The 20,791-nt window shown below is 39.4% G+C and carries 19 protein-coding genes; 17 read left to right on the plus strand and 2 right to left on the minus strand.

All coding sequences use genetic code 11. The features are described 5' to 3' along the window. Positions 1-4: 4 nt before the first annotated feature. The 3 genes from hisA to hisIE are packed head-to-tail and all read left to right on the plus strand — an operon-like array spanning position 5 to position 2,149. Positions 5-739: a 1-(5-phosphoribosyl)-5-[(5-phosphoribosylamino)methylideneamino]imidazole-4-carboxamide isomerase gene (hisA, locus tag CEF18_RS22655; protein WP_110938747.1), complete on the plus strand. Its 735-nt coding sequence runs from the start codon at positions 5-7 to the stop codon at positions 737-739. Position 740: 1 nt separating this feature from the next. After that, positions 741-1,499 carry an imidazole glycerol phosphate synthase subunit HisF gene (hisF, locus tag CEF18_RS22660; RefSeq protein WP_110938748.1) on the plus strand — a complete coding sequence of 253 codons (759 nt, stop codon included), beginning with the start codon at positions 741-743 and terminating at the stop codon, positions 1,497-1,499. Further along, the gene (hisIE, locus tag CEF18_RS22665) at positions 1,496-2,149 is read left to right on the plus strand and encodes a bifunctional phosphoribosyl-AMP cyclohydrolase/phosphoribosyl-ATP diphosphatase HisIE (RefSeq protein WP_110938749.1); all 654 of its coding nucleotides are present in this window, start codon (positions 1,496-1,498) and stop codon (positions 2,147-2,149) included. Before hisF ends, hisIE begins: the two co-directional genes overlap by 4 nt. Positions 2,150-2,718: 569 nt before the next feature. On the opposite strand, the gene CEF18_RS22670 is transcribed toward hisIE, so the two are convergent. Further along, positions 2,719-4,221, minus strand: coding sequence for a phytoene desaturase family protein (locus CEF18_RS22670; protein WP_110938750.1), 1,503 nt, complete (start codon positions 4,219-4,221; stop codon positions 2,719-2,721). Between the two features lie 251 nt (positions 4,222-4,472). On the opposite strand from CEF18_RS22670, the gene CEF18_RS22675 reads away from it, so the two are divergent. From CEF18_RS22675 to CEF18_RS22705, 7 genes are all read left to right on the plus strand, one after another. Next, positions 4,473-5,525 carry a tetratricopeptide repeat protein gene (locus CEF18_RS22675; protein ID WP_183041005.1) on the plus strand — a complete coding sequence of 351 codons (1,053 nt, stop codon included), beginning with the start codon at positions 4,473-4,475 and terminating at the stop codon, positions 5,523-5,525. Between the two features lie 608 nt (positions 5,526-6,133). Next, entirely contained in the window at positions 6,134-7,090 is a 957-nt protein-coding gene (trxB, locus tag CEF18_RS22680; RefSeq protein WP_110938752.1) for a thioredoxin-disulfide reductase, read from the plus strand. A gap of 1,199 nt (positions 7,091-8,289) precedes the next feature. Next, positions 8,290-8,772, plus strand: coding sequence for an NUDIX hydrolase (locus CEF18_RS22685; protein WP_110938753.1), 483 nt, complete (start codon positions 8,290-8,292; stop codon positions 8,770-8,772). Between the two features lie 24 nt (positions 8,773-8,796). Next, complete coding sequence (gene rapZ, locus CEF18_RS22690; RefSeq protein WP_110938754.1) at positions 8,797-9,687, plus strand: RNase adapter RapZ; 891 nt, start codon at positions 8,797-8,799, stop codon at positions 9,685-9,687. Next, the gene (locus CEF18_RS22695) at positions 9,684-10,631 is read left to right on the plus strand and encodes a gluconeogenesis factor YvcK family protein (RefSeq protein ID WP_183041011.1); all 948 of its coding nucleotides are present in this window, start codon (positions 9,684-9,686) and stop codon (positions 10,629-10,631) included. Before rapZ ends, CEF18_RS22695 begins: the two co-directional genes overlap by 4 nt. Before the next feature lie 42 nt (positions 10,632-10,673). Continuing rightward, positions 10,674-11,615, plus strand: a complete 942-nt coding sequence (gene whiA, locus CEF18_RS22700; protein ID WP_110938756.1) for a DNA-binding protein WhiA — start codon at positions 10,674-10,676, stop codon at positions 11,613-11,615. 138 nt (positions 11,616-11,753) lie between these two features. After that, positions 11,754-12,011, plus strand: a complete 258-nt coding sequence (locus tag CEF18_RS22705) for an HPr family phosphocarrier protein (protein WP_110938757.1) — start codon at positions 11,754-11,756, stop codon at positions 12,009-12,011. 184 nt (positions 12,012-12,195) lie between these two features. Here CEF18_RS22705 and clpP read toward each other — a convergent pair whose 3' ends face one another. Then, a complete protein-coding gene (gene clpP, locus CEF18_RS22710; protein ID WP_110938758.1) occupies positions 12,196-12,789 on the minus strand; it encodes an ATP-dependent Clp endopeptidase proteolytic subunit ClpP in 594 nt (197 codons plus the stop codon). 313 nt (positions 12,790-13,102) lie between these two features. Here clpP and rpoN point away from each other — a divergent pair, with 313 nt between their 5' ends. From rpoN to gpmI, 7 genes are all read left to right on the plus strand, one after another. Further along, positions 13,103-14,443 carry an RNA polymerase factor sigma-54 gene (rpoN, locus tag CEF18_RS22715; RefSeq protein ID WP_110938759.1) on the plus strand — a complete coding sequence of 447 codons (1,341 nt, stop codon included), beginning with the start codon at positions 13,103-13,105 and terminating at the stop codon, positions 14,441-14,443. A gap of 18 nt (positions 14,444-14,461) precedes the next feature. After that, positions 14,462-14,710: a glutaredoxin family protein gene (locus CEF18_RS22720; RefSeq protein WP_110938760.1), complete on the plus strand. Its 249-nt coding sequence runs from the start codon at positions 14,462-14,464 to the stop codon at positions 14,708-14,710. A 204-nt stretch (positions 14,711-14,914) separates the two neighbouring features. Then, positions 14,915-15,934 carry a sugar-binding transcriptional regulator gene (locus CEF18_RS22725; protein WP_110938761.1) on the plus strand — a complete coding sequence of 340 codons (1,020 nt, stop codon included), beginning with the start codon at positions 14,915-14,917 and terminating at the stop codon, positions 15,932-15,934. A gap of 108 nt (positions 15,935-16,042) precedes the next feature. Beyond that, positions 16,043-17,050: a type I glyceraldehyde-3-phosphate dehydrogenase gene (gene gap / locus CEF18_RS22730; protein ID WP_110938762.1), complete on the plus strand. Its 1,008-nt coding sequence runs from the start codon at positions 16,043-16,045 to the stop codon at positions 17,048-17,050. A 123-nt stretch (positions 17,051-17,173) separates the two neighbouring features. Then, positions 17,174-18,358, plus strand: coding sequence for a phosphoglycerate kinase (locus CEF18_RS22735; protein WP_110938763.1), 1,185 nt, complete (start codon positions 17,174-17,176; stop codon positions 18,356-18,358). Positions 18,359-18,387: 29 nt separating this feature from the next. Beyond that, the gene (gene tpiA, locus CEF18_RS22740; RefSeq protein ID WP_110938764.1) at positions 18,388-19,146 is read left to right on the plus strand and encodes a triose-phosphate isomerase; all 759 of its coding nucleotides are present in this window, start codon (positions 18,388-18,390) and stop codon (positions 19,144-19,146) included. Next, positions 19,139-20,677, plus strand: a complete 1,539-nt coding sequence (gpmI, locus tag CEF18_RS22745) for a 2,3-bisphosphoglycerate-independent phosphoglycerate mutase (protein ID WP_110938765.1) — start codon at positions 19,139-19,141, stop codon at positions 20,675-20,677. The genes tpiA and gpmI overlap by 8 nt, the downstream gene beginning before the upstream one ends. Positions 20,678-20,791 lie beyond the last annotated feature (114 nt).

The raw sequence follows: 20,791 nt of genomic DNA on the forward strand, positions 1-20,791 counted from the left end.
AACTGTGAGTGAATTTATCATTTATCCAGCAATTGATATACGGGGCGGCAAATGTGTACGCCTTCTCCAGGGTGATTATGACCAAGAGACGATTTATGGTGATTCCCCTTTTAGCATGGCGAAAAGCTTTCAGGAAAAAGGGGCTACATGGATACATATGGTTGATTTAGATGGTGCAAAAAAAGGAGAACCCGTCAATCATGAGGTTGTCATGAAAGCAGCTAAAGAGCTTTCAGCAAAGATTCAAATTGGCGGTGGCATTCGTGGACCAAAGGACGTGGAAGCGTATTTGGAAGCAGGTGTTTCCCGAGTGATTCTAGGAAGTTCTGCTATTTCTGATCCGGCATTTGTAAAAGAAATGCTTCGAAAATATGGTGGTGAGAAGATTGCAATCGGGATTGACGCCCGAGACGGCTTCGTTGCTACTCATGGCTGGCTGGAAACGTCGAAAGTTAAAGCGGAAGAGCTGGGCATTGAATTAGCCAATCAAGGAGCAGAAACATTTATTATGACAGATATTTCACGCGATGGAATGATGTCGGGACCGAATGTGGAAGCGATCGCTAACTTAGGCAAAGCAACAGGCAAAAATGTGATCGCATCTGGCGGAGTGAGCAGTATGGAAGATGTCAAACAGTTAGTAGCCAGAAAAAATGAAGGTATTTCCGGAGCGATTATCGGAAAGGCACTTTATACAGGTCATATTCCATTGGAAGAGGCGATTCAGGAGGTCGAATAACATGTTAACAAAACGGATCATTCCATGTCTTGATGTAAAAGAAGGACGAGTCGTCAAAGGAGTTCAATTTGTGAATCTTCGTGATGCAGGAGATCCTGTAGAGCTTGCTGCGTTTTACGATGAACAGGGAGCAGATGAACTTGTGTTTCTAGATATTTCAGCTTCCCACGAAGGAAGAGAAACGATGGTCGACGTTGTCGAAGAAGTAGCTGGTAAACTAGCGATTCCTTTTACAGTCGGAGGCGGAATTAATGCGCTGGAGGATATGAAAAGAATCCTCAGAGCTGGAGCTGACAAAGTGTCATTGAACACTGCTGCAGTAAACCGGCCGGAACTGATTCGTGAAGGAGCAGACTTTTTTGGTTCTCAGTGCATCGTTGTAGCAATTGATGCAAAATGGGATGATTCTCTGTCTTCTTGGCGGGTGTATACTCATGGTGGACGAAATGCGACAGAATGGGAAGTGATCTCATGGGCACAAGAAGCAGTGAAACAAGGTGCTGGTGAGATATTACTGACAAGTATGGATGAAGACGGCGAAAAGTCGGGCTTTGACGTGAAACTGACTAGAGCAGTGAGTGAAGCAGTCTCTGTTCCGGTTATCGCTTCCGGTGGAGCTGGCAAAAGTGAAGACTTTTATGAAGCCTATACGGAGGGTGCAGCAGATGCCGCGCTTGCAGCTTCGATTTTCCACTACCGGGAAACGTCTGTTGCTGAAGTGAAAACATATTTAAAAGAGAAGGGATTGGAGATTCGATGAAAATAGATGAGCTATCCTTTGATGAAAAAGGATTAATACCTGCAATTGTACAGGATCACCAATCAAAAAAGGTGTTAACACTAGCCTATATGAACAAAGAATCACTCGAAAAGACAGTAGAAACAGGAGAAACTTGGTTTTACAGTCGTTCACGTCAAGAGCTTTGGCATAAAGGTGCGACGTCGGGTAATATTCAAAAAGTTGAGGAAATCACGTATGATTGTGATCAGGATGCTTTGGTTGTTTTTGTAGATCCGGCAGGTCCTGCATGCCATACAGGTACTGCAAGTTGTTTCACAGAGTCCTTGTGGCAACGAAAAGATGCCTTTAAGCAAGAAGGGGAAGAGGTTACGAATCGATTTGCGATCATTGAAGAATTAGAGCAAGTGATTGCGGAACGTGAACTCGAAATGCCTGAAGGATCGTATACAACTTACTTGTTTGAAGAAGGTGTGGATAAGATATTAAAGAAGGTCGGCGAGGAAGCTTCTGAAGTGATTATTGCTGCGAAAAATCGTTCCAAAGAAGAGTTAACGTGGGAGAGTGCGGATTTACTTTACCATTGGCTCGTTTTGTTACGGGAACAAAAATTGCCGTTAGATGAAGTGTTGAAGCGGTTGGCAAACAGGCATGGTGGTCAAAAGGGTTAATAAAGAGTTGCTTCTTACGAGTGAATTTTACTTGTAGGGAGCAGCTTTTTTTTAGCTGCGAATTTTTGAAATAGTAGATTTTAAGATATTGTTGTTTTACTTTGAACAGAGATGCTCGAATCCGCTCTAGGCGGCTGTTTTCTCCAAAATGATGGTCTGTTTTAATGAGATGATTACCTAGCTAAAAGTTAAAGATAAATACAAGTGTTTGTATATAAAAAGTGTACAACCGAAGATAAAAGTCTAAAGTGACACTCGCACCGGTAAACAGATATGAGTGGCACAAATAATGAATCATAGTAACACTCAGCTGTCAGGGTCGGATTGAATGTAACTATCTGAAGCGTATTGTGACATTCAGAAGAGTTAGTCATCCTGAGTGGCGCTATAGAATGATTTTAGCTACACTCAGCCTGCCATGCTCGTTTAAATGGCACCAAAATTATCAATCAGCTTCAATGTTCTTCTTTCATACATTAATTATTTTTTAGATTTTAAGAGGTGCTTGCAAAAGTAAAAGAGTTGCCTCCCTCGATCTCGCTTGGACACCTTGAAAGGCAACTCATCAATTATTTAGCTTTCTTCGATTTTAACTCATTCTCTCGATCTGATTTAATCAAATCAGCCGTTAACTGCCCGGATAAGGTGACCATTGGTACACCGCCACCAGGATGTGTGGATCCGCCGGCAAAGTAAAGATTTTCATATAAGGAGCTTCTGGATGGTATTTTAAATCCGCCGTTCGTGGATTTATCTGCGGCAATACCATAAATGGATCCACCGTTAGCGCCGTATAGCTCTTCCAGTGTATTTGGGTTGAAAGATTGTTCATACTCAATCGAATCACGAAGACCTTCCAAGCCCATACGTTCTAATTTATCTAACACAACTTCTCGATAAGCATCCCAATCCCACTGTCCATCTTTTTTCATCGCCGTTTTTGGTGGGACATGTGTCAAGACGAATAAGTTTTCTTTTCCTTCAGGAGCTTGTGAAGGATCAGATTTAGATGAAATGCCAATATAAACAGTAGGATCATCTGCAGGAATGCCTTTTTCAAATATTTGTTTGAATTCTAATTCAGGATCTTCTGAGAAAAAGAAATTATGGTGCTTTAAATGCGAAAACTTTTTGTTTACACCTAATAGTAAAACTAAACCAGAGACAGAGGGTTGAAATGTTTTAGATAACTGTTTGACCTCTTTTTTTGCTTTGCTGGTTTGAGGTAATAACGTTTTATACGCTGGAATAACCTCGAGATTCGAGACGATTACTTCTGCTTCAAAGAAATCACCATCCTCAGTCACAACACCTTTTGCTTTGCCGTCTTCCACATGAATATGAGAAACTGGTGTGCTTGTATGAATTTCGGCACGAAGTTCGTCAAGGACAGCTCGCATTCCATTTGCAATATTGTACATACCGCCTTTGACATAGTAAATTCCTAAACCTAATTGAACATAGACGAGCTGATTCAAAACCGCGGGCGCAGAATAGGGATTGGAGCCAACGTACATAACAAAAAAGTTAAAGAGTTGCTCCAACTGTTTGTTTTGAAAATGCTTCTTTGTTCCATCGGCTACTGTGTGAAACGGGTCCATCGTAATTAATTCTTTTAACGAATGTTGAGTCCGTAAATCCTTTAAGCCTTCAATACTAGTTTTGTAAAAGCTTTTCATGCACACGTCATACATGTCTTGGGAATAGCTGAGAAATTTAGTGAAAGAAGAATCAGGCTCAGCTTTTACTTTTTTTAGTTCTTCAAGCATTTTTGGAAGATCTGATAAAATATCCAGGGAAGTACCATCTTCATAGAACGTTCTCCATTGTGGTTCGACTCTTTCTATTTCAATGTAATCTTCCAGTTTTCGCTGCACACTATCAAATAATTGTTCTAAAACCCATGGCATTGTCAAAATGGATGGACCTGTATCAAACGTGAAACCTTGTCCTTGGCGGCGATTGAGTTTTCCACCGATTGTGTCGTTTTTTTCTAATATATTTTTGAAGATAATGAATTCAGCAATCCATAGGATCGTAGCACTAGCAAAAATAACATCAGCGATGGACATTCATTTTCCTCCAATTGAATGATCTTTCAAAATTATGTATTGTCTAAAGATTCTTTTATTACATGTACCCTTCTTCTAATTTTATAATCATTATTTTTACCTGAATTTGGTCGTTTGAAAAAAATGGGCTTTCGTGTCGAGACTCATTGTCGACTTGAATACTGCGTGTTATACTTCTTATCATAGAGGAAAGAACGTTTGTTAAGACGAGTATTCTTCTTTTGTGGCAAATGAAATGGAGGATTTCATCGATGCGAAGTAATACCAACGCTAAAAAAGGTCAAGTTATTCCATTCATGCAGGATGGTTCGTATTTTTTTAAAAAAGGAATTGAAATATATGATGACGGGCAGCCTGAAAGAGCAGCTGCCTATATTCGGCGGGCAATAAAGGTCGAACCGGATGAGCCTGTATTCATCTGTCAACTGGCAATTATATTGTCGGAAATGGGCGAATATAAAGATTCAAATGAATGGCTTGTTAAAGTCACGGACGATATAGATCCTAAAATGAGCCAGTGCTATTTTTTTATGGCTAACAACTTTGCTCATTTAGGCGAATTTACAGAAGCCAAGGCATCGTTAACTATTTATTTGTCCATGGACGATGATGGTGAATTTAAGGAAGATGCAAGCTCTTTACTTGATATGATAGATAAGGAGTTAGATGGTGAGTTTGATTTATTACCCTTTGAGATGGAAGGGGATAAGCATGAGGATATTGTGATGGACCTTTTAAATACCGGGGAATTTCACGAAGCGGAGAAACAAATTCACGTTGCAATCGCAGAGAGCCCTAAAGATTGGGATATGTATGCGTATCTTGCAGAATCCTACATGCACCAAGAGCGTTTTGATGAAGCAGAAAAGTTATTAAAAGACCTATTAACAAAAGAAGAGCCAAACTTTTTTGCACAGTGTCAAATGGCGGTATTGCTTTATAAACAAGAAGATCCACATGCTTCCACTTGGGTGGATAATATTAAAAATTTGCGTCCATTAAAAGACTGGGATTGTTATTATTTAGCCAGGGCACTTTATTATATAAAAGAGTATCAGGCTGCTTATCTTTTGTATGAACGATTTCTTCATGCCTCTAAATTTCAAAAAAGAACGACCTATTTTCATCAAATGGCCATTGTTTCTTGGCATTGTAATCGATATGAGAAAGCCCGTAAATTATGGGTGAGAATTGAAAGCACGGAACACCGGTCAGATAAACAACATGTTGCACCTACTTATTTAAACTTAATCCAAACGGATCAAGATATTTCCCAGAATGGAAAGGAGTTTCTCTATCAATAGAGAAGCTTCTTTTTTTGAGAAAAACGCGTAGCGTCTTTTATTAAATACAGTGTATCTTTCGCCACCAAACCGAGTAGCACCTACTTAGTGCGTGTAGGTGCTACTCGAAACGAGGGTGGGTTTCCCTTGACGCGCGTGGCGTAAAGATAGCTGTCAACTTATAAATTTTTCATCTTTAGAGATTGTATTTTACTTTGAACAGAGGTGGCATTTGCTGTTGTTGCAAGCTTTCCATGGGCAACACTACAAAGAATGCGTCTCTTCCTCTTGCCAATGACTCCTGAAGCGGTATCCGTTAGACAACTCGAAGCATATACGTGAAGTATCGCTTGTTCCTGCGGGGGCGTCAGATGTTCCTTCTCCTGCAGGTGTGGCAGCCATTCGCTAATTCAGCTTTATTCAGAAATAACGCACGAAAAAAGTCTTGATTAAGGAATTGGGCATTGTAAGCTCAATCGGGGATATACGCTTTTCTTATAGCATGACAATGCTATAAGTGGTAACAATATAAAAAAGTAGTGAGCAAATTTTTGGACTTATCATCAAAATTTAAATACTATAAGGATAGAAAGTAAAGATAACGATGATATCGCTAGGGAGTGATTTAAATGAGCGAAGAAAAACAATATGATATAGCTATTATCGGGGCTGGACCTGCAGGTATGACTGCTGCGGTGTACGCATCCCGTGCAAACTTATCAACGGTAATGATTGAAAGAGGTATTCCAGGAGGTCAGATGGCTAATACAGAAGATGTAGAGAATTATCCTGGTTATGACCATATTCTAGGACCGGACTTATCAACGAAGATGTTTGACCATTCAAAGAAATTTGGCGCAGAATACGCCTATGGTGATGTAAAAGAAATTATTGATGGTAAGGAATTCAAGACAATTGTGACTGGTAAGGTAAATTATAAAGTTCGTGCGGTCATTATTACTACAGGGGCAAAATACAAGGCTTTAGGAGTTCCGGGTGAGAAGGAACTAAGTGGTCGTGGCGTTTCCTATTGTGCAGTGTGTGACGGTGCATTTTTCAAAAATAAAGAACTAGTAGTGATTGGTGGTGGTGACTCAGCTGTTGAAGAAGCAGTGTATCTCACTCGTTTTGCCAGTAAAGTAACCGTAATTCATCGACGAGATGAATTACGCGCTCAAAAAATTCTACAAGAGCGTGCTTTTGCCAATGATAAGATTGAATTTATCTGGAATCATGTCGTAAAAGAAATTAATGCTGAGAATGGAAAAGTAGGCAGCGTGACGATCATCAACAAAGATGATGGTTCTGAAAGTGATTTTAAAACAGATGGTGCTTTCATCTATATCGGGATGTTGCCAATTAACGAACCATTCCTTAACTTAGGTATTACGAATGCTGAAGGCTATGTTGAAACTAATGAGGATATGGAAACGAAAATCCCGGGAATTTTTGCCGCCGGTGATATTCGTGAGAAAATGCTTCGGCAAATTGTTACAGCGACAGGCGACGGAAGTGTCGCAGCTCAAACAGCTCAACACTATGTAGAAGAGCTAATGGAAGAACTAAAAACATCAAAACAAGTATAATATAAAGAGCCGTGAAAAAGTCGATTTAACTTTTTCACGGCTCTTTTTTTGCAATGAGCGAAGCCTCCGCATCTTTTAAAATACGATTAGGAGTGATCTTCTGCTAATCGTATTGCGGAGGGCGAGCCATTGCATTGAGGAAGAAAAGTCGATTTAACTTTTTCACGGCTCTTTTTTTGCAATGAGTGAAGCCTCCGCTTCTTTTAAAATACGATTAGGAGTGATCTTCTGCTAATCGTATTGCGGAGAGCGAGCCATTGCAGAGTAAACTGCCTTTCTAAAAAATTGTTGTTTGGAAGAATCCGCGAGACTCCTGTGGAAGAATGATCCAAGTGAGACCCCGCAGAGCATCAGTTTGCTCGAGGAGACTCGCGGATCATCCACGAAAAAGGAGCGATAATTCTTCCAAAGAACCTTCCGTGATAACAAAGTAACTAAATAGAAAAAAACGGTAAAGAAGTTTTCCTAAACTGGTCTTTTTCTAATTCTAGGTGTTTCATTACTTATTTAACTCTGTAATATAGATTTTCTGCTGATTAGATGGTTGGGATAATTCAATGATCACACAGAAAAAACAATATATTTACAATTCGTAACTGTCACTTAACTCTTCTGTAACACTCCTGCAACACAAAAAGGTTATATTATAGATAAGTAATTGACCCCCTTTTTATATATTACTTTTTGGCACGAGCTTATGCTTGTGCCCTTTTTTTATTCCTCAGGGTTAGTTTTGAGTTAAGGGCACGGAAAAAGACCAGTCCTTAAAACCCTTTTTAGAACGAATTCGGCCAGCCCACAACGATAATAAAACAGCTTTCTTTAAAACAGATAGATTGATAACACCCTACTTTTTTATGTTTTTATTGATTATCAAAAAGAAACTATAAACGGTGAAAGATACTTTTTACTTTGACTATAGTAATTTCCGTAACTTTTTATGATTGTTGTAATTGGTGATTTAATGGAGATGTAGTATAATTAATTTAGTCATATATTAGAGGAAACCTATTAGGTTTGAGAAATTAAATGAAACTGAATCACACGAGTAAAAAGCTTTTAATTAAAGCTTGAGTGTTACCCGATTTTTCAACTACTCATTATTGAATGTTTGACACACTTCCAAGGTTATCTGAATAAATAATTGTAGATGTTACTTAACTTTTAAAGGTAAGGTAGTCCGTTGTGAGGTGAAGGAAATGCAACGTGTCACAAATTGTTTGCTTATACGAGATGGGCAAGTGCTCATGTTAAAGAAACCAAGGCGCGGCAGGTGGTCCGCACCAGGCGGGAAAATGGAAAAAGGAGAATCTATCCTTGAAAGTACGATTAGAGAATATAGAGAAGAAACAGGGTTGGAGTTGATTCAACCTCGGTTAAAAGGTATTTTTACGATGGTTATAGAAGAAAAACAAGGACAGCATGAATGGATGCTTTTTACTTTTCTTGCCGGTGACTCTGCAGGTAAACAATTCTCAGCTTCACCAGAAGGGGATCTTTCTTGGATTCCAATGGAAGATATAGCGGAACTGCCGATGATACAAGGTGACTATTCTATTGTAGAGCATGCACTTTATGGAGACGGGCTAATCTATGGAACGTTTACTTATGGAGAGAATGACACGTTACTTTCTTATCGGTTGGAAGCTGAAGGTAAACCCATTCAAGAATACCACGTGTAACTAAGGTTTTGGGGGGATCGCAACATGGAAAATCAAGGAACGGATGAACTTGAATTAGTCATTATCACGGGAATGTCCGGAGCAGGTAAAACAGTAGCCGTCCAAAGCTTTGAGGATATGGGATACTTCTGTGTGGATAATTTGCCACCAGCTTTGATTCCTAAATTTATTGACCTGGTAGAGGGATCAGGCGGAAAAATGAAAAAAGTCGCTTTAGTTATTGATCTTAGGGGAAGAGAATTTTTCGATCACTTATTTGAATCAATTGATGCTATTGCCGGTGAATCAAAGGTGACACCACAGATTGTCTTTTTAGATGCGAAAGATGCCGCGCTCGTAAGAAGGTACAAAGAAACGAGACGTTCACATCCATTAGCGGAGGATGGCTCTCCACTTCAGGGTATTGAGTCTGAACGAAGCATTTTAAATGATTTAAAAGGCCAAGCTCAGATGATCATAGACACAACCGATCTAAAACCATTAGAATTGAGAGAAAGAATTCTCCAGCGTTTTTCTTCTAATTCCAAAGAATCTTTCAGTGTTCAAGTACTTTCTTTTGGTTTTAAACATGGAATTCCTATTGATGCGGACCTTGTTTTTGATGTGAGGTTTTTACCTAACCCTCATTACATTGATCATATGCGACCTCAGACTGGACTCGATAAAGTCGTTTCAGACTATGTGTTGAAATGGGCTGAGACGCAACAATTCATTCAAAAATTAGATGATTTACTTCAATACATGCTTCCTCACTATAAGCGAGAAGGAAAGCGACAACTTGTTATGGCTATAGGGTGCACAGGTGGAAAACATCGTTCCGTTACACTGGCTGAGTATTTCAAAAAGCGGTTAAATGATCTTGAGTATAACAGCTATGTTACACATCGGGATGTGGAAAAAGGAAGACTTGAATAGTGAAGAAGGCAAATGTTGTCGTTTTAGGCGGAGGCACAGGTTTATCAGTTATATTAAGAGGTTTAAAGACCTTTCCAGTTGATATTTCAGCAATTGTAACAGTTGCTGATGATGGTGGAAGTTCAGGCAGGTTGAGAAAAGAATTAAACATCCCGCCACCTGGTGATATTCGGAATGTACTTGTCGCACTTTCGGAAGTCGAACCTTTGGTTGAAGAGCTCTTCCAACATCGTTTTACAAACGGAAATGGACTTTCCGGACATTCTCTAGGCAACTTATTGTTAGCAGGGATGACTTCGATTACCGGAGACTTTGCTCAAGGTGTTCGGGAAATTAGTCGCGTGTTGAATGTAAAAGGAAAAGTAATTCCAGCTTCGAATGACAGCATCACACTTCATGCCGAATATGAAGATGGCTCAAAAGTGGAAGGGGAATCGAACATTCCTCTTGCGGGTAAAAAAATTAAACGGGTATTCATTGAACCGGCAGAAACGAAGCCGATGAGAGAAGCGATACAAGCTATTGAAGAGGCGGATCTGGTCGTACTGGGACCTGGCAGTTTGTATACGAGTGTCATTCCTAATATACTCGTATCAGGCATGAAGGAAGCATTAGAGCGAACAGATGCATGGAAAGTGTATATATGCAATGTGATGACACAGCCTGGAGAAACAGATAATTACACTGTTTCTGATCATGTTCGCGCTATTGACGATCATTCGAATGCTAAATTAGTTGATGCCGTATTATTCAACACGCAGACAATACCTTCATCCTACGTCGAGCGGTATAAATCCCAAGGCGCGGTGAATGTTCGCGTTGATGCAAAAGAATTACAGGACATGGGCGTACAAATTATAGGCGATGATCTTTTATTGTTCGATAATGACCTAGTAAGGCATGATCCTATAAAGGTATCTCAGAGACTAGTATCATTACTTTAATCGGTTATCCCCTGTTTAAAGTGAAAACGGGAGGTGAGGCAGGTGTCTTTTGCTTCCATGACGAAGAAAGAACTGACACAAATTGATAGTGATGCTTGCTGCTCCCGAGCAGAATTAGCCGCACTCATCCGAATGAATGGCGCTATCTCTATTCGAAACATGCAAATCACATTAGATATCCAAACGGAAAATGCAGCAATTGCGAGAAGGATTTATACGTTAATAAAAGCGCAATATGAAGTGCATGTTGAGCTACTTGTTCGGAAAAAAATGCGCTTGAAGAAAAATAACGTATATATTGTCCGTATTTCAAAAGATGCAAGAAAAATACTCGAGTCTTTACATATCGTAGATGCCACGTTTGCTTTTACGAGAGAGATTTCCGAGGATTTAATTCGAAAAGGGTGCTGTAAAAGAGCTTATTTAAGAGGCGCATTTTTAGCAGGGGGTTCCGTAAGCCATCCTGAGACATCCTCTTATCATCTGGAAATTTTTTCGTTGTACGAAGATCATAATCGATCATTAGGTAACTTAATGAATCACTTTGAATTAAGCGTAAAGATGATTGAACGAAAAAAAGGGTTTATTCTATACTTAAAAGAGGGAGAAAAGATTAGTGAGTTCCTAAATGTAATTGGAGCCCATCAAGCACTTCTCCGCTTCGAAGATGTTCGAATTATGAAGGACATGCGAAATTCTGTGAACCGACTTGTAAATTGTGAAACTGCAAACTTGAATAAAACAGTTGGAGCCGCAATGCGCCAAGTGGAAAATATACGATATATACGTAAGGAAGTTGGCCTTGAAACGTTACCGGAAAAATTAAGGGAACTTGCAGAGTTACGTATTGAGCACCAAGATGTTACTCTTAAAGAGTTAGGTGAAATGGTGAGAAGCGGGAAGGTCAGTAAATCTGGAGTGAATCATCGCTTAAGAAAAATAGAGGAATTTGCAAACAAACTTCGTGCAGGGGAAAAAGTATAATCCCCTGCACTCTACGGCCGGGCGTTGAAAGCGTTTGAATTAAAACTCATAATTTTAGGGGATTAATAGTTTTTAATAGATAATTTTACTGATTCTTGTTAGTTTAGAGAAGGATTAGTTGAAAAGGAGGATGAGGACATGATTGAGAAAACAGTTACAGTTTTACGAAAGAGTGGACTTCAAGCTAGACCAGCGGCGTTATTTGTTCAAGAGGCTAATCGATTTACATCAGACATTTTCATTGAAAAAGATGGTAAAAACGTCAATGCGAAGAGTATTATGGGTATTATGAGTATTGCTGTTGGAGTAAACAAAGACATTCATATAAAAGTAGATGGTCCAGATGAACAAGTAGCGATGGATACATTAATTGAGTTTGTAGAAAAGAAAGAATAGATATCATATAAAAATGCTTCAAGCTGCGATAGCTTGAAGCATTTTGGGTTTTAATAGTTAAGAATTTATAAAATTGGCAGCTACCTTCACACCGCCCGTATCAAGGGAAAACCATCCTTGATACTTAAGTGATGGCGGTGGAAGCTGACGCTGTATTTAATAAAAGACTGCCATGCAGTTTTTCTTATTTTAAGTTTTCTTTTTTCTCCATAACGTCATCAATGAGACCGTATTTCTTAGCGTCATAAGCATTCATGAAGTTGTCACGGTCTGTGTCTTTACGAACTGTTTCAATCGGTTGACCAGTGCGATCAGCCAAAATTTGATTGAGCTTCTCTTTCATTTCAACGATGCGTTTAGCATGGATTTCAATGTCTGAAGCTTGCCCTTGAGTACCGCCTAAAGGTTGGTGAATCATCACTTCACTATTAGGTAAGGCAAAACGTTTTCCTGGTTCACCGGAAGCTAAAAGGAATGCTCCCATAGAGGCTGCCATACCGATACAAATCGTCTGAACTTTTGGTTGAATGAATTGCATTGTATCATAGATCGCCATACCAGCCGTGATAGATCCGCCTGGGCTGTTGATATAAAGAGAAATATCTTTTTCAGGATCGTCGGCTGCCAAGAATAAAAGCTGAGCAACAATAGAGTTTGACACGTTGTCATCAATTCCAGAGCCTAGCATGATAATACGATCCTTGAGAAGACGTGAATAAATGTCATAAGCACGTTCTCCGCGATTCGTTTGTTCAATTACTGTTGGGACTAAATTCATAGTATTGTTCCTCCTTAAATTTATCTCATAGAAATAGTGTGTATCTCTGAAGTATGCTACCATCATAACCTTAAAGGTCAATGAAGGTCAAATAATTTTGCTCGCTTCATTTAAAACTATTTTCTCCACTTTTAATCATTTCCTTTCCTGCGTTTTTTCAAACGCCTTCTGTCCTTTTTTTTGTTCATACATGTAAATGAAACTTTTCTATATCAGTTAAAATCAGTTCAATGCGATGCGGTAAAAAGGATTGTTTTTTGAGCGCAACAGAAGATACCTTCATGTATAATAAGGGAAAGGGGGCTATTCCGAAATGAGTATGGATTTTGGACTTTTTCAACAACAAACGATGAAACTTGCCATGACAAATGAACTTCGTCAAGCCATTACCATATTGCAATACTCGGCTTTGGACCTAAACGAATACTTACTTGAACAACAGCTTGAAAACCCGCTCATTGAGTTAAAAGAGCGAACTGTTACAGAAGAAGTAGCAAGACAAAAAATGAACGACACACCAATCTATGATGGTAAATCATCATATCGGGGGGAAGATGATTATTCTCCGGTTGATCATATAAGAGAAAACGAAGAAGGTTTACAAGATTACTTGTTAAATCAAATTCGTTTGCTTAATCTCGATAGAAAAACCCGATCGATTGCTATGTACTTAGCCCTTAGTCTCGATCAGAACGGATATTTACATCAATCTGATACGGAGCTAATGGAAGAAGCCTTTGTCACAGAAGAGACGTTGGAAAAAGGTATGGAAACGTTATTTTCTCTTGAACCGTATGGTGTCGGGGCAAGGACCTTGAGAGAATGCTTACTTATTCAATTGAAACATATGGGGATGGAAGACTCCTTAACGGAAAGAGTTGTGAGCAGGCATCTTGAGCTTCTGGCAAAAAATCAATTTAAAAAGATAGCCAAAGCAGAGTTGGTGACGGTTGAGGACGTCCAATCTGTTGCCGATTTTATCAAAACCTTAAATCCAAAACCAGGGGCCGAATTTAATCGGGAAACACCCAAGTATGTCGTGCCGGATGTGACAGTATTGAAAATAAATGAAGACTATGTTGTCAGACTAAATGAACAGAGTGTTCCTAAAATATTTATGAATCGCGATTACGAACAAATGGTTAAAAATAAACAAACTGGTATAGAAAGTTATATGAAACAGAAGTATGACCAATTCAACTGGATAAAACGCAGTATAGAGCAAAGGCAGCAAACGATCTTAAAAGTTACCAAATCTATTGTGAATCATCAATTCGAGTTTTTCAATTATGGTGCATCTCATCTAAAACCTTTGACGTTAAAAGCGGTTGCAGAAGAAGTGGGGGTTCATGAATCAACGGTCTCACGAGCAACAACGAACAAATATGTACAGACACCAAGAGGACTTCATGAGCTGAAATATTTCTTTGTTTCCACTGTTGGACGGGATTCCAGTAAATCGAGTTCTTCTGAAAAAGTAAAAACGCATATAAAACGGTTAGTAAATGAAGAAAATAAACAAAAGCCCCTATCGGATCAAAAGCTTTCTGATTTGCTGAAAAAAGATAATCAAATTAACGTTTCTAGAAGAACACTAGCAAAGTATAGAGAAGAGATGCAAATACCCTCTTCCTCACAACGAAAACGATATTAATAATTGGGTGGGATAAATTTGAGCCTCTATTTTTATACGAAAAAAGATTGTCCCTTATGTGATAAAGGACTAGTTCAGCTTGAGATCCTTCAACAAGAAAAAAATTTTAATATCATCATAAGAGATATATATACAGATGATGAATGGTTAGAAAAGTATCAAATTCGTATTCCTGTCGTGGAAACGAAGGAAGGTGCGGTATTAGATGAAGGGATACTCAGCTTCGAATTACTTTCCAGCAACTACGAAAAGTACATTAGTAAATAGAGGGATTAATTATGAAAATGTTCCCATCAATATAGTTGCTTATCAAACATTTCCTTGATACAATGAATGTATAAGTAAGCCTATGGTTAGCTTATACTATTGTACATAAGGGAATGTCTTTTTTTTCGCCTTATTGGGACGCGATATGTCTATCGGGGACTTTACGTGTCCCAGTTAAAACGTGCGCTAAAAAGGAGAATATGTATGAACGTGCTTTTGGATTTGCAGAAAAAATTATTGCCTGATTTAGTCACAGTTTTAGGGCAACGCTATCGCATTTTGAGATTTATTCGACTCATGCAGCCAATTGGAAGAAGAACTTTAGCTTCTAATCTAGAACTGTCCGAACGAATTCTTCGAAGCGAAGTAACGTTTCTAAAAGAGCAGGGTCTCGTTGATTTTGCATCTTCAGGAATGACCTTGACCGATGAAGGGAACAATTTACTTGGACAACTTGAAGACGTCATGAAAGAAGTTTTTGACACACGGGCAATGGAAGAAGATTTACAAAAAAAATTAGGAATTCCGGAAGTTCATATTGTTCCCGGAAACAGCGATGAATACTCTTGGGTTCAACAAGAAATGGGCAGAGCATGTGTATCGCTGATAAAAAGAAAAATGATTTCTAAAGAGAATATTCTTGCAGTTACTGGAGGAACATCGATTGCGGCTGTAGCTGAAATGCTGGTGCCGGATTCTGATTTAAAAGAAGCGCTTTTTGTTCCGGCACGCGGGGGACTGGGAGAGCAGGTTGAAAATCAGGCAAATACGATTTGTGCAACGATGGCAAGAAAAGCGATGGGGTCTTATCGGTTGCTGCATGTTCCGGATCAGTTAAGTAAGGAAGCATATGAGTCGCTGATTAATGAAGATTCCGTTCAGCAGATTTTAAAACTGATCAAATCAGCTACAATAGTTATACATGGTATTGGTGAAGCTCAAACAATGGCTGAACGAAGAAATTCTTCCGATGAAGTGCTGCGGAATCTTAAGGATACAAAAGCAGTAGCAGAGGCATTCGGCTATTATTTTAATGAATCGGGCGATATCGTTCATAAAGTTTTAACTATTGGTTTGCAACTGGAGGATCTAAAAAATATTCCTCATGTTATCTCGGTAGCTGGAGGCGCATCAAAAGCACAATCCATCCAAGCTTACATGAAACAGTGTCCAAGTGAGGTTCTCGTCACTGATGAGGGAGCAGCTAAAGAAATACTAAAGTAAATGTATGTTTAAAAAAGATTGATGAAGATAATAGGTTATATATGGTTATTCTAAGGGTTATCCCTTTGAAAATAAATAATTTTACTACACTTAAGGAGGAATTTTATCATGGCAACAAAAATTGGTATTAACGGTTTTGGACGTATTGGACGTGTCGTATTCAGACAGGCTCTTGCTAATCCTAATGTAGAAGTTGTGGCAGTAAATGATTTAACGGATGCAAACATGCTCGCGCACTTATTGAAGTATGACTCCGTTCACGGAAAGCTCGAAGTTTCAGTTGAAGTGAAAGACGGCAATTTAGTAGTTGATGGAAAATTGATTAATGTAACTGCTGAGCGTGACCCAGCAAACCTTTCTTGGGGCAAATTCGGTGCTGAGATTGTTGTTGAATCTACTGGTCTTTTCACAAAACGTGAAGCAGCAGCAAAGCACCTTGAAGCTGGAGCGAAAAAAGTTATCATTTCAGCACCTGCTTCAGACGAAGATATCACCATTGTTATGGGTGTAAACGAAGATAAGTATGACGCTGCAAGTCACCACGTGATTTCAAATGCATCGTGTACAACGAACTGTTTAGCACCATTTGCTAAAGTATTAAATGATAAGTTCGAGCTTAAGCGCGGAATGATGACGACTATTCACTCATACACAAATGATCAGTCTATTCTAGACCTACCGCACAAAGATTATCGTCGTGCTCGTGCAGCAGCTGAAAATATTATCCCTACTTCAACAGGGGCTGCTAAAGCAGTAGCACTTGTACTTCCTGAACTAAAAGGTAAACTCAATGGTGGAGCAGTTCGAGTTCCAACTCCAAACGTTTCCCTTGTAGATTTAACAGCTGAACTTGGAACAAATGTTACTGCGGAAGAAGTTAACGCAGCATTTAAAGAAGCAGCTGAAGGTGAATTAAAGGGAATTCTTGCATTCAGTGACGAGCCTCTTGTTTCTCGTGACTATAACGGAAGTTCTTTTGCATCAACAATTGATGGTCTTTCAACATTAGTAATGGAAGATAACATGGTAAAAGTTATCTCTTGGTATGACAACGAGACTGGTTACTCTACACAAGTAGTAAACTTAGTTGAGTATGTAGCACAGCAAGGAATCTAAGTTTGAAAGAAATTTCTCCATCCTAATCAGTTTCTAGAAAGAGGAGGCGGGCAACGTGTCCTGCCTCCTCTTTTTAGTGTATTATTGTGATTGTGACATAGAATAAAAAGGAGGCGTTCCTGAATGAACAAGAAATCGATTCGAGATATCGATGTAAAAGGTAAACGTGTATTTTGCCGTGTAGACTTTAACGTGCCAATGAGTGACGGAGAGGTAACGGACGATACACGAATTCGTGCTGCCCTTCCCACAATTGAACTTTTAGTCAGCAAAGGAGCAAAAATAATCCTGGCAAGTCACCTTGGCAGACCAAACGGAGAAGCTGTTGATAAGCTTCGGTTAGATCCGGTTGCCAAACGCTTAAGCGACTTGTTGAACAAAGAAGTACTTAAGACGGATTCAGTTTTCGGTGAAGAACCTAAAAAAGCAGTAGCGTCTTTAGAAGAAGGCGACATTGTTTTACTCGAAAACGTTCGTTTTGAAGCTGGAGAAGAAAAGAACGATGCTGAATTAGCGAAAGAAATGGCTGCTTTAGCAGATGTTTATGTAAATGATGCATTTGGAGCTGCACACCGAGCCCATGCTTCAACTGCTGGTATTGCCAAGCACCTTCCTGCAGTTGCTGGCCTGTTAATGGAAAAAGAGTTGGAAGTGTTAGGTAAAGCAATGGCTAATCCTGAGCGACCGTTCACTGCAATTATCGGTGGAGCGAAAGTAAAGGATAAAATTGGTGTTATTGACAACCTTTTGGACATCGTTGATAACTTGATTATCGGTGGAGGACTTGCTTATACGTTTATAAAAGCGCAAGGTCTTGAAATCGGAAAATCACTTCTAGAGGAAGACAAGATTGATCTAGCTAAACAATTTATGGAAAAAGCTAAGAAAAACGGTGTAAATCTCTATTTACCACAGGATGTTACTATTGCAGATGACTTCGGCGAGGAAGCTAATACACAAATCGTTGACATTGAAAGTATCCCAGCTGATTGGGAAGCGTTAGACATCGGTCCAAAAACGTTAGAAACGTATCAACAAGTTGTCAGAGATTCTAAGCTTGTGATTTGGAACGGACCAATGGGCGTATTTGAATTGAAGAAATTTGCCAAAGGAACAATCGGAGTTGCTGAAGCACTAGCCGAGGCGAATAATACGTACACAGTTATTGGCGGTGGAGACTCTGCAGCAGCTGTTGAGAAGTTTGGTTTTGCAGATAAAATGGATCATATCTCAACCGGTGGCGGAGCATCCCTTGAATTCATCGAAGGGAAAGACCTTCCTGGAGTTATAGCTTTAAACGATAAATAAAACGATCGAAACAAAAAGGAGGAATTTTCATGCGTAAACCAATTATTGCAGGTAACTGGAAAATGAATAAGACAAAATCAGAGGCACTAGCTTTTATAGAAGAAGTAAAGGGTCTTGTTCCTTCAAGCGAAAAGGTAGACTCTGTTGTTTGTGCTCCATATCTATTTCTTGATGCTCTTGTACAAGAAACAAAAGGTACAGAAGTACAAATAGCTGCTCAAAACATGCATTCTGAAGAAAATGGTGCGTTTACAGGAGAAGTAAGCCCTCTTGCTCTTCAAGATTTAGGTGTTACTTACGTGGTTATTGGCCACTCGGAACGTCGTGAACTATTTGGTGAGACAGATCATAGTGTAAACGAAAAAGTTCATGCAGCCTTCAAGCATGGTTTAACTCCTATTGTTTGTGTCGGAGAAACTCTTGAACAACGTGATGCAAATAAAACAAAAGATGTTGTAACAACGCAAGTTAAAGGCGGTCTTAAAGGTTTATCAGACGACCAAGTGAAACAAACAGTTGTTGCATATGAGCCAATATGGGCTATCGGAACTGGTAAAACAGCTTCTTCTGAAGATGCAAACGAAACTTGTGGAGTTATTCGTGAAGTTATTAGCGAGACGTTCTCTTCAGATGCATCTGAAGCAGTTCGAATTCAGTACGGCGGAAGCGTAAAACCAGCTAATATTAATGAATTATTAGCACAATCCGATATTGATGGCGCCCTTGTAGGAGGAGCAAGCCTAGAAGCGCAGTCTTATCTTCAATTAGTGGAGGCTGGAAATGAGTAAGCAACCTAAAGCATTAATCATTCTCGACGGTTTTGCTCTACGCGCTGATACAACAGGAAATGCCGTGGCACAAGCGAATACACCTAACTTTGATCGGTACTGGAACAGCTATCCTCATGCAACTTTAGAGGCAAGTGGATTAGCGGTAGGTTTACCAGAAGGTCAAATGGGAAACTCTGAGGTAGGTCACTTGAATATTGGTGCAGGAAGAGTAGTCTATCAAAGTCTTACTCGAGTTAACCTGTCAATCAAAGAAAGAGATTTCTTTGAGAACCCCGTATTCCGAGAGGCAATGAAACATGTAAATGAAAAAAATACGGCTTTACATTTATATGGCCTTCTCTCTGACGGGGGAATTCATAGCCATATAGAGCATTTATTTGCTTTATTAGAATTAGCAAAAGACCAAGGTGTAGAAGAAGTTTACGTTCACGGATTTTTAGATGGTCGAGATGTAGGCCCTCAATCTGCCTTGAAGTACATTGAATTACTGGAAGAAAAAATGAAAGAAATTGGCATTGGACGCTTAGCAACCATTCAAGGCCGCTACTACGCGATGGACCGAGACAAGCGTTGGGACCGTGTAGAAAAAAGCTATCGATCTATGGTATATGGCGATGGTTTGAAATTCCGTACTGCAGCGGCAGCTTTAGAGGATTCCTACAAACGTGAAATCAATGATGAATTTCTTCTTCCGTCTGTGATGACAGAAGAAGATGAGACAACTCCAATTGGAACGATCAATGATGACGATGGAGTTATTTTCTTTAATTTCCGTCCAGATCGCGCTATTCAAATGTCTCAAGTATTTACAAATCCTGATTTTACGAATTTTGAACGTGGAGATCGTCATCCAAAGAATGTTCATTACGTTTGCCTCACGCACTTTAGTGAATCCGTAAACGGGTTTGTTGCTTTCGAACCTACGAACCTAGATAAAGTTCTTGGAGAAGTTGTTTCAGATGCAGGTTTAAATCAATTGAGAATTGCTGAAACTGAAAAATTTCCGCACGTCACATTCTTCTTCAGTGGTGGACGCGAAAAAGAATTTCCAGGTGAAGAACGAGTATTGATTGATTCACCGAAAGTTGCGACTTACGACTTAAAGCCAGAAATGAGTGTGTATGAAGTCACGGAAGCACTTGAAGATGAGATCAACAAAGACAAGCATGACTTGATTATTTTAAACTTCGCTAACCCTGATATGGTCGGACATTCCGGAATGTTAGAACCAACTATTAAGGCGATCGAAGCTGTGGATGAGTGTCTAGGCAAAGTAGTTGATTTAATTACTGAAAAAGGTGGAAAAACGATTATTACTGCTGATCACGGTAATGCTGATGTTTTAATCACCGATGAAGGTACACCTATGACTGCTCATACTACCAATCCAGTGCCTGTTATTCTCACAGATGAAAAGTTAGAGCTTCGTAAAGATGGCGTACTTGGAGATCTTGCACCAACGTTGCTTGAATTACTTAAAGTTGAACAACCTAAAGAAATGACTGGTAAAACATTGATAAAGCGGTAATAATAGAGATTAAAGGTGTTACAATAATGTAAATGAAGCTCTGTTATCTCCCAGTGCTAGATACACATCGTAGACCACAAGCGAAACGAGCCAATGGAAATTAGGTCCAATAGC

It is taken from the genome of Salipaludibacillus neizhouensis (assembly GCF_002886185.1).
GTDB classification, from domain to species: Bacteria; Bacillota; Bacilli; order Bacillales; family Salisediminibacteriaceae; genus Salipaludibacillus; species Salipaludibacillus neizhouensis.

Coding starts and splice junctions, on each gene's coding strand:
- hisF (WP_110938748.1), top strand. CDS start 741: ATGTTAACAAAACGGATCATTCCATGTCTTGATGTAAAAGAAGGACGA.
- hisIE (WP_110938749.1), top strand. CDS start 1,496: ATGAAAATAGATGAGCTATCCTTTGATGAAAAAGGATTAATACCTGCA.
- CEF18_RS22670 (WP_110938750.1), bottom strand. CDS start 4,221: ATGTCCATCGCTGATGTTATTTTTGCTAGTGCTACGATCCTATGGATT.
- CEF18_RS22675 (WP_183041005.1), top strand. CDS start 4,473: ATGCGAAGTAATACCAACGCTAAAAAAGGTCAAGTTATTCCATTCATG.
- trxB (WP_110938752.1), top strand. CDS start 6,134: ATGAGCGAAGAAAAACAATATGATATAGCTATTATCGGGGCTGGACCT.
- CEF18_RS22685 (WP_110938753.1), top strand. CDS start 8,290: ATGCAACGTGTCACAAATTGTTTGCTTATACGAGATGGGCAAGTGCTC.
- rapZ (WP_110938754.1), top strand. CDS start 8,797: ATGGAAAATCAAGGAACGGATGAACTTGAATTAGTCATTATCACGGGA.
- CEF18_RS22705 (WP_110938757.1), top strand. CDS start 11,754: ATGATTGAGAAAACAGTTACAGTTTTACGAAAGAGTGGACTTCAAGCT.
- clpP (WP_110938758.1), bottom strand. CDS start 12,789: ATGAATTTAGTCCCAACAGTAATTGAACAAACGAATCGCGGAGAACGT.
- rpoN (WP_110938759.1), top strand. CDS start 13,103: ATGAGTATGGATTTTGGACTTTTTCAACAACAAACGATGAAACTTGCC.
- CEF18_RS22725 (WP_110938761.1), top strand. CDS start 14,915: ATGAACGTGCTTTTGGATTTGCAGAAAAAATTATTGCCTGATTTAGTC.
- gap (WP_110938762.1), top strand. CDS start 16,043: ATGGCAACAAAAATTGGTATTAACGGTTTTGGACGTATTGGACGTGTC.
- CEF18_RS22735 (WP_110938763.1), top strand. CDS start 17,174: ATGAACAAGAAATCGATTCGAGATATCGATGTAAAAGGTAAACGTGTA.
- tpiA (WP_110938764.1), top strand. CDS start 18,388: ATGCGTAAACCAATTATTGCAGGTAACTGGAAAATGAATAAGACAAAA.
- gpmI (WP_110938765.1), top strand. CDS start 19,139: ATGAGTAAGCAACCTAAAGCATTAATCATTCTCGACGGTTTTGCTCTA.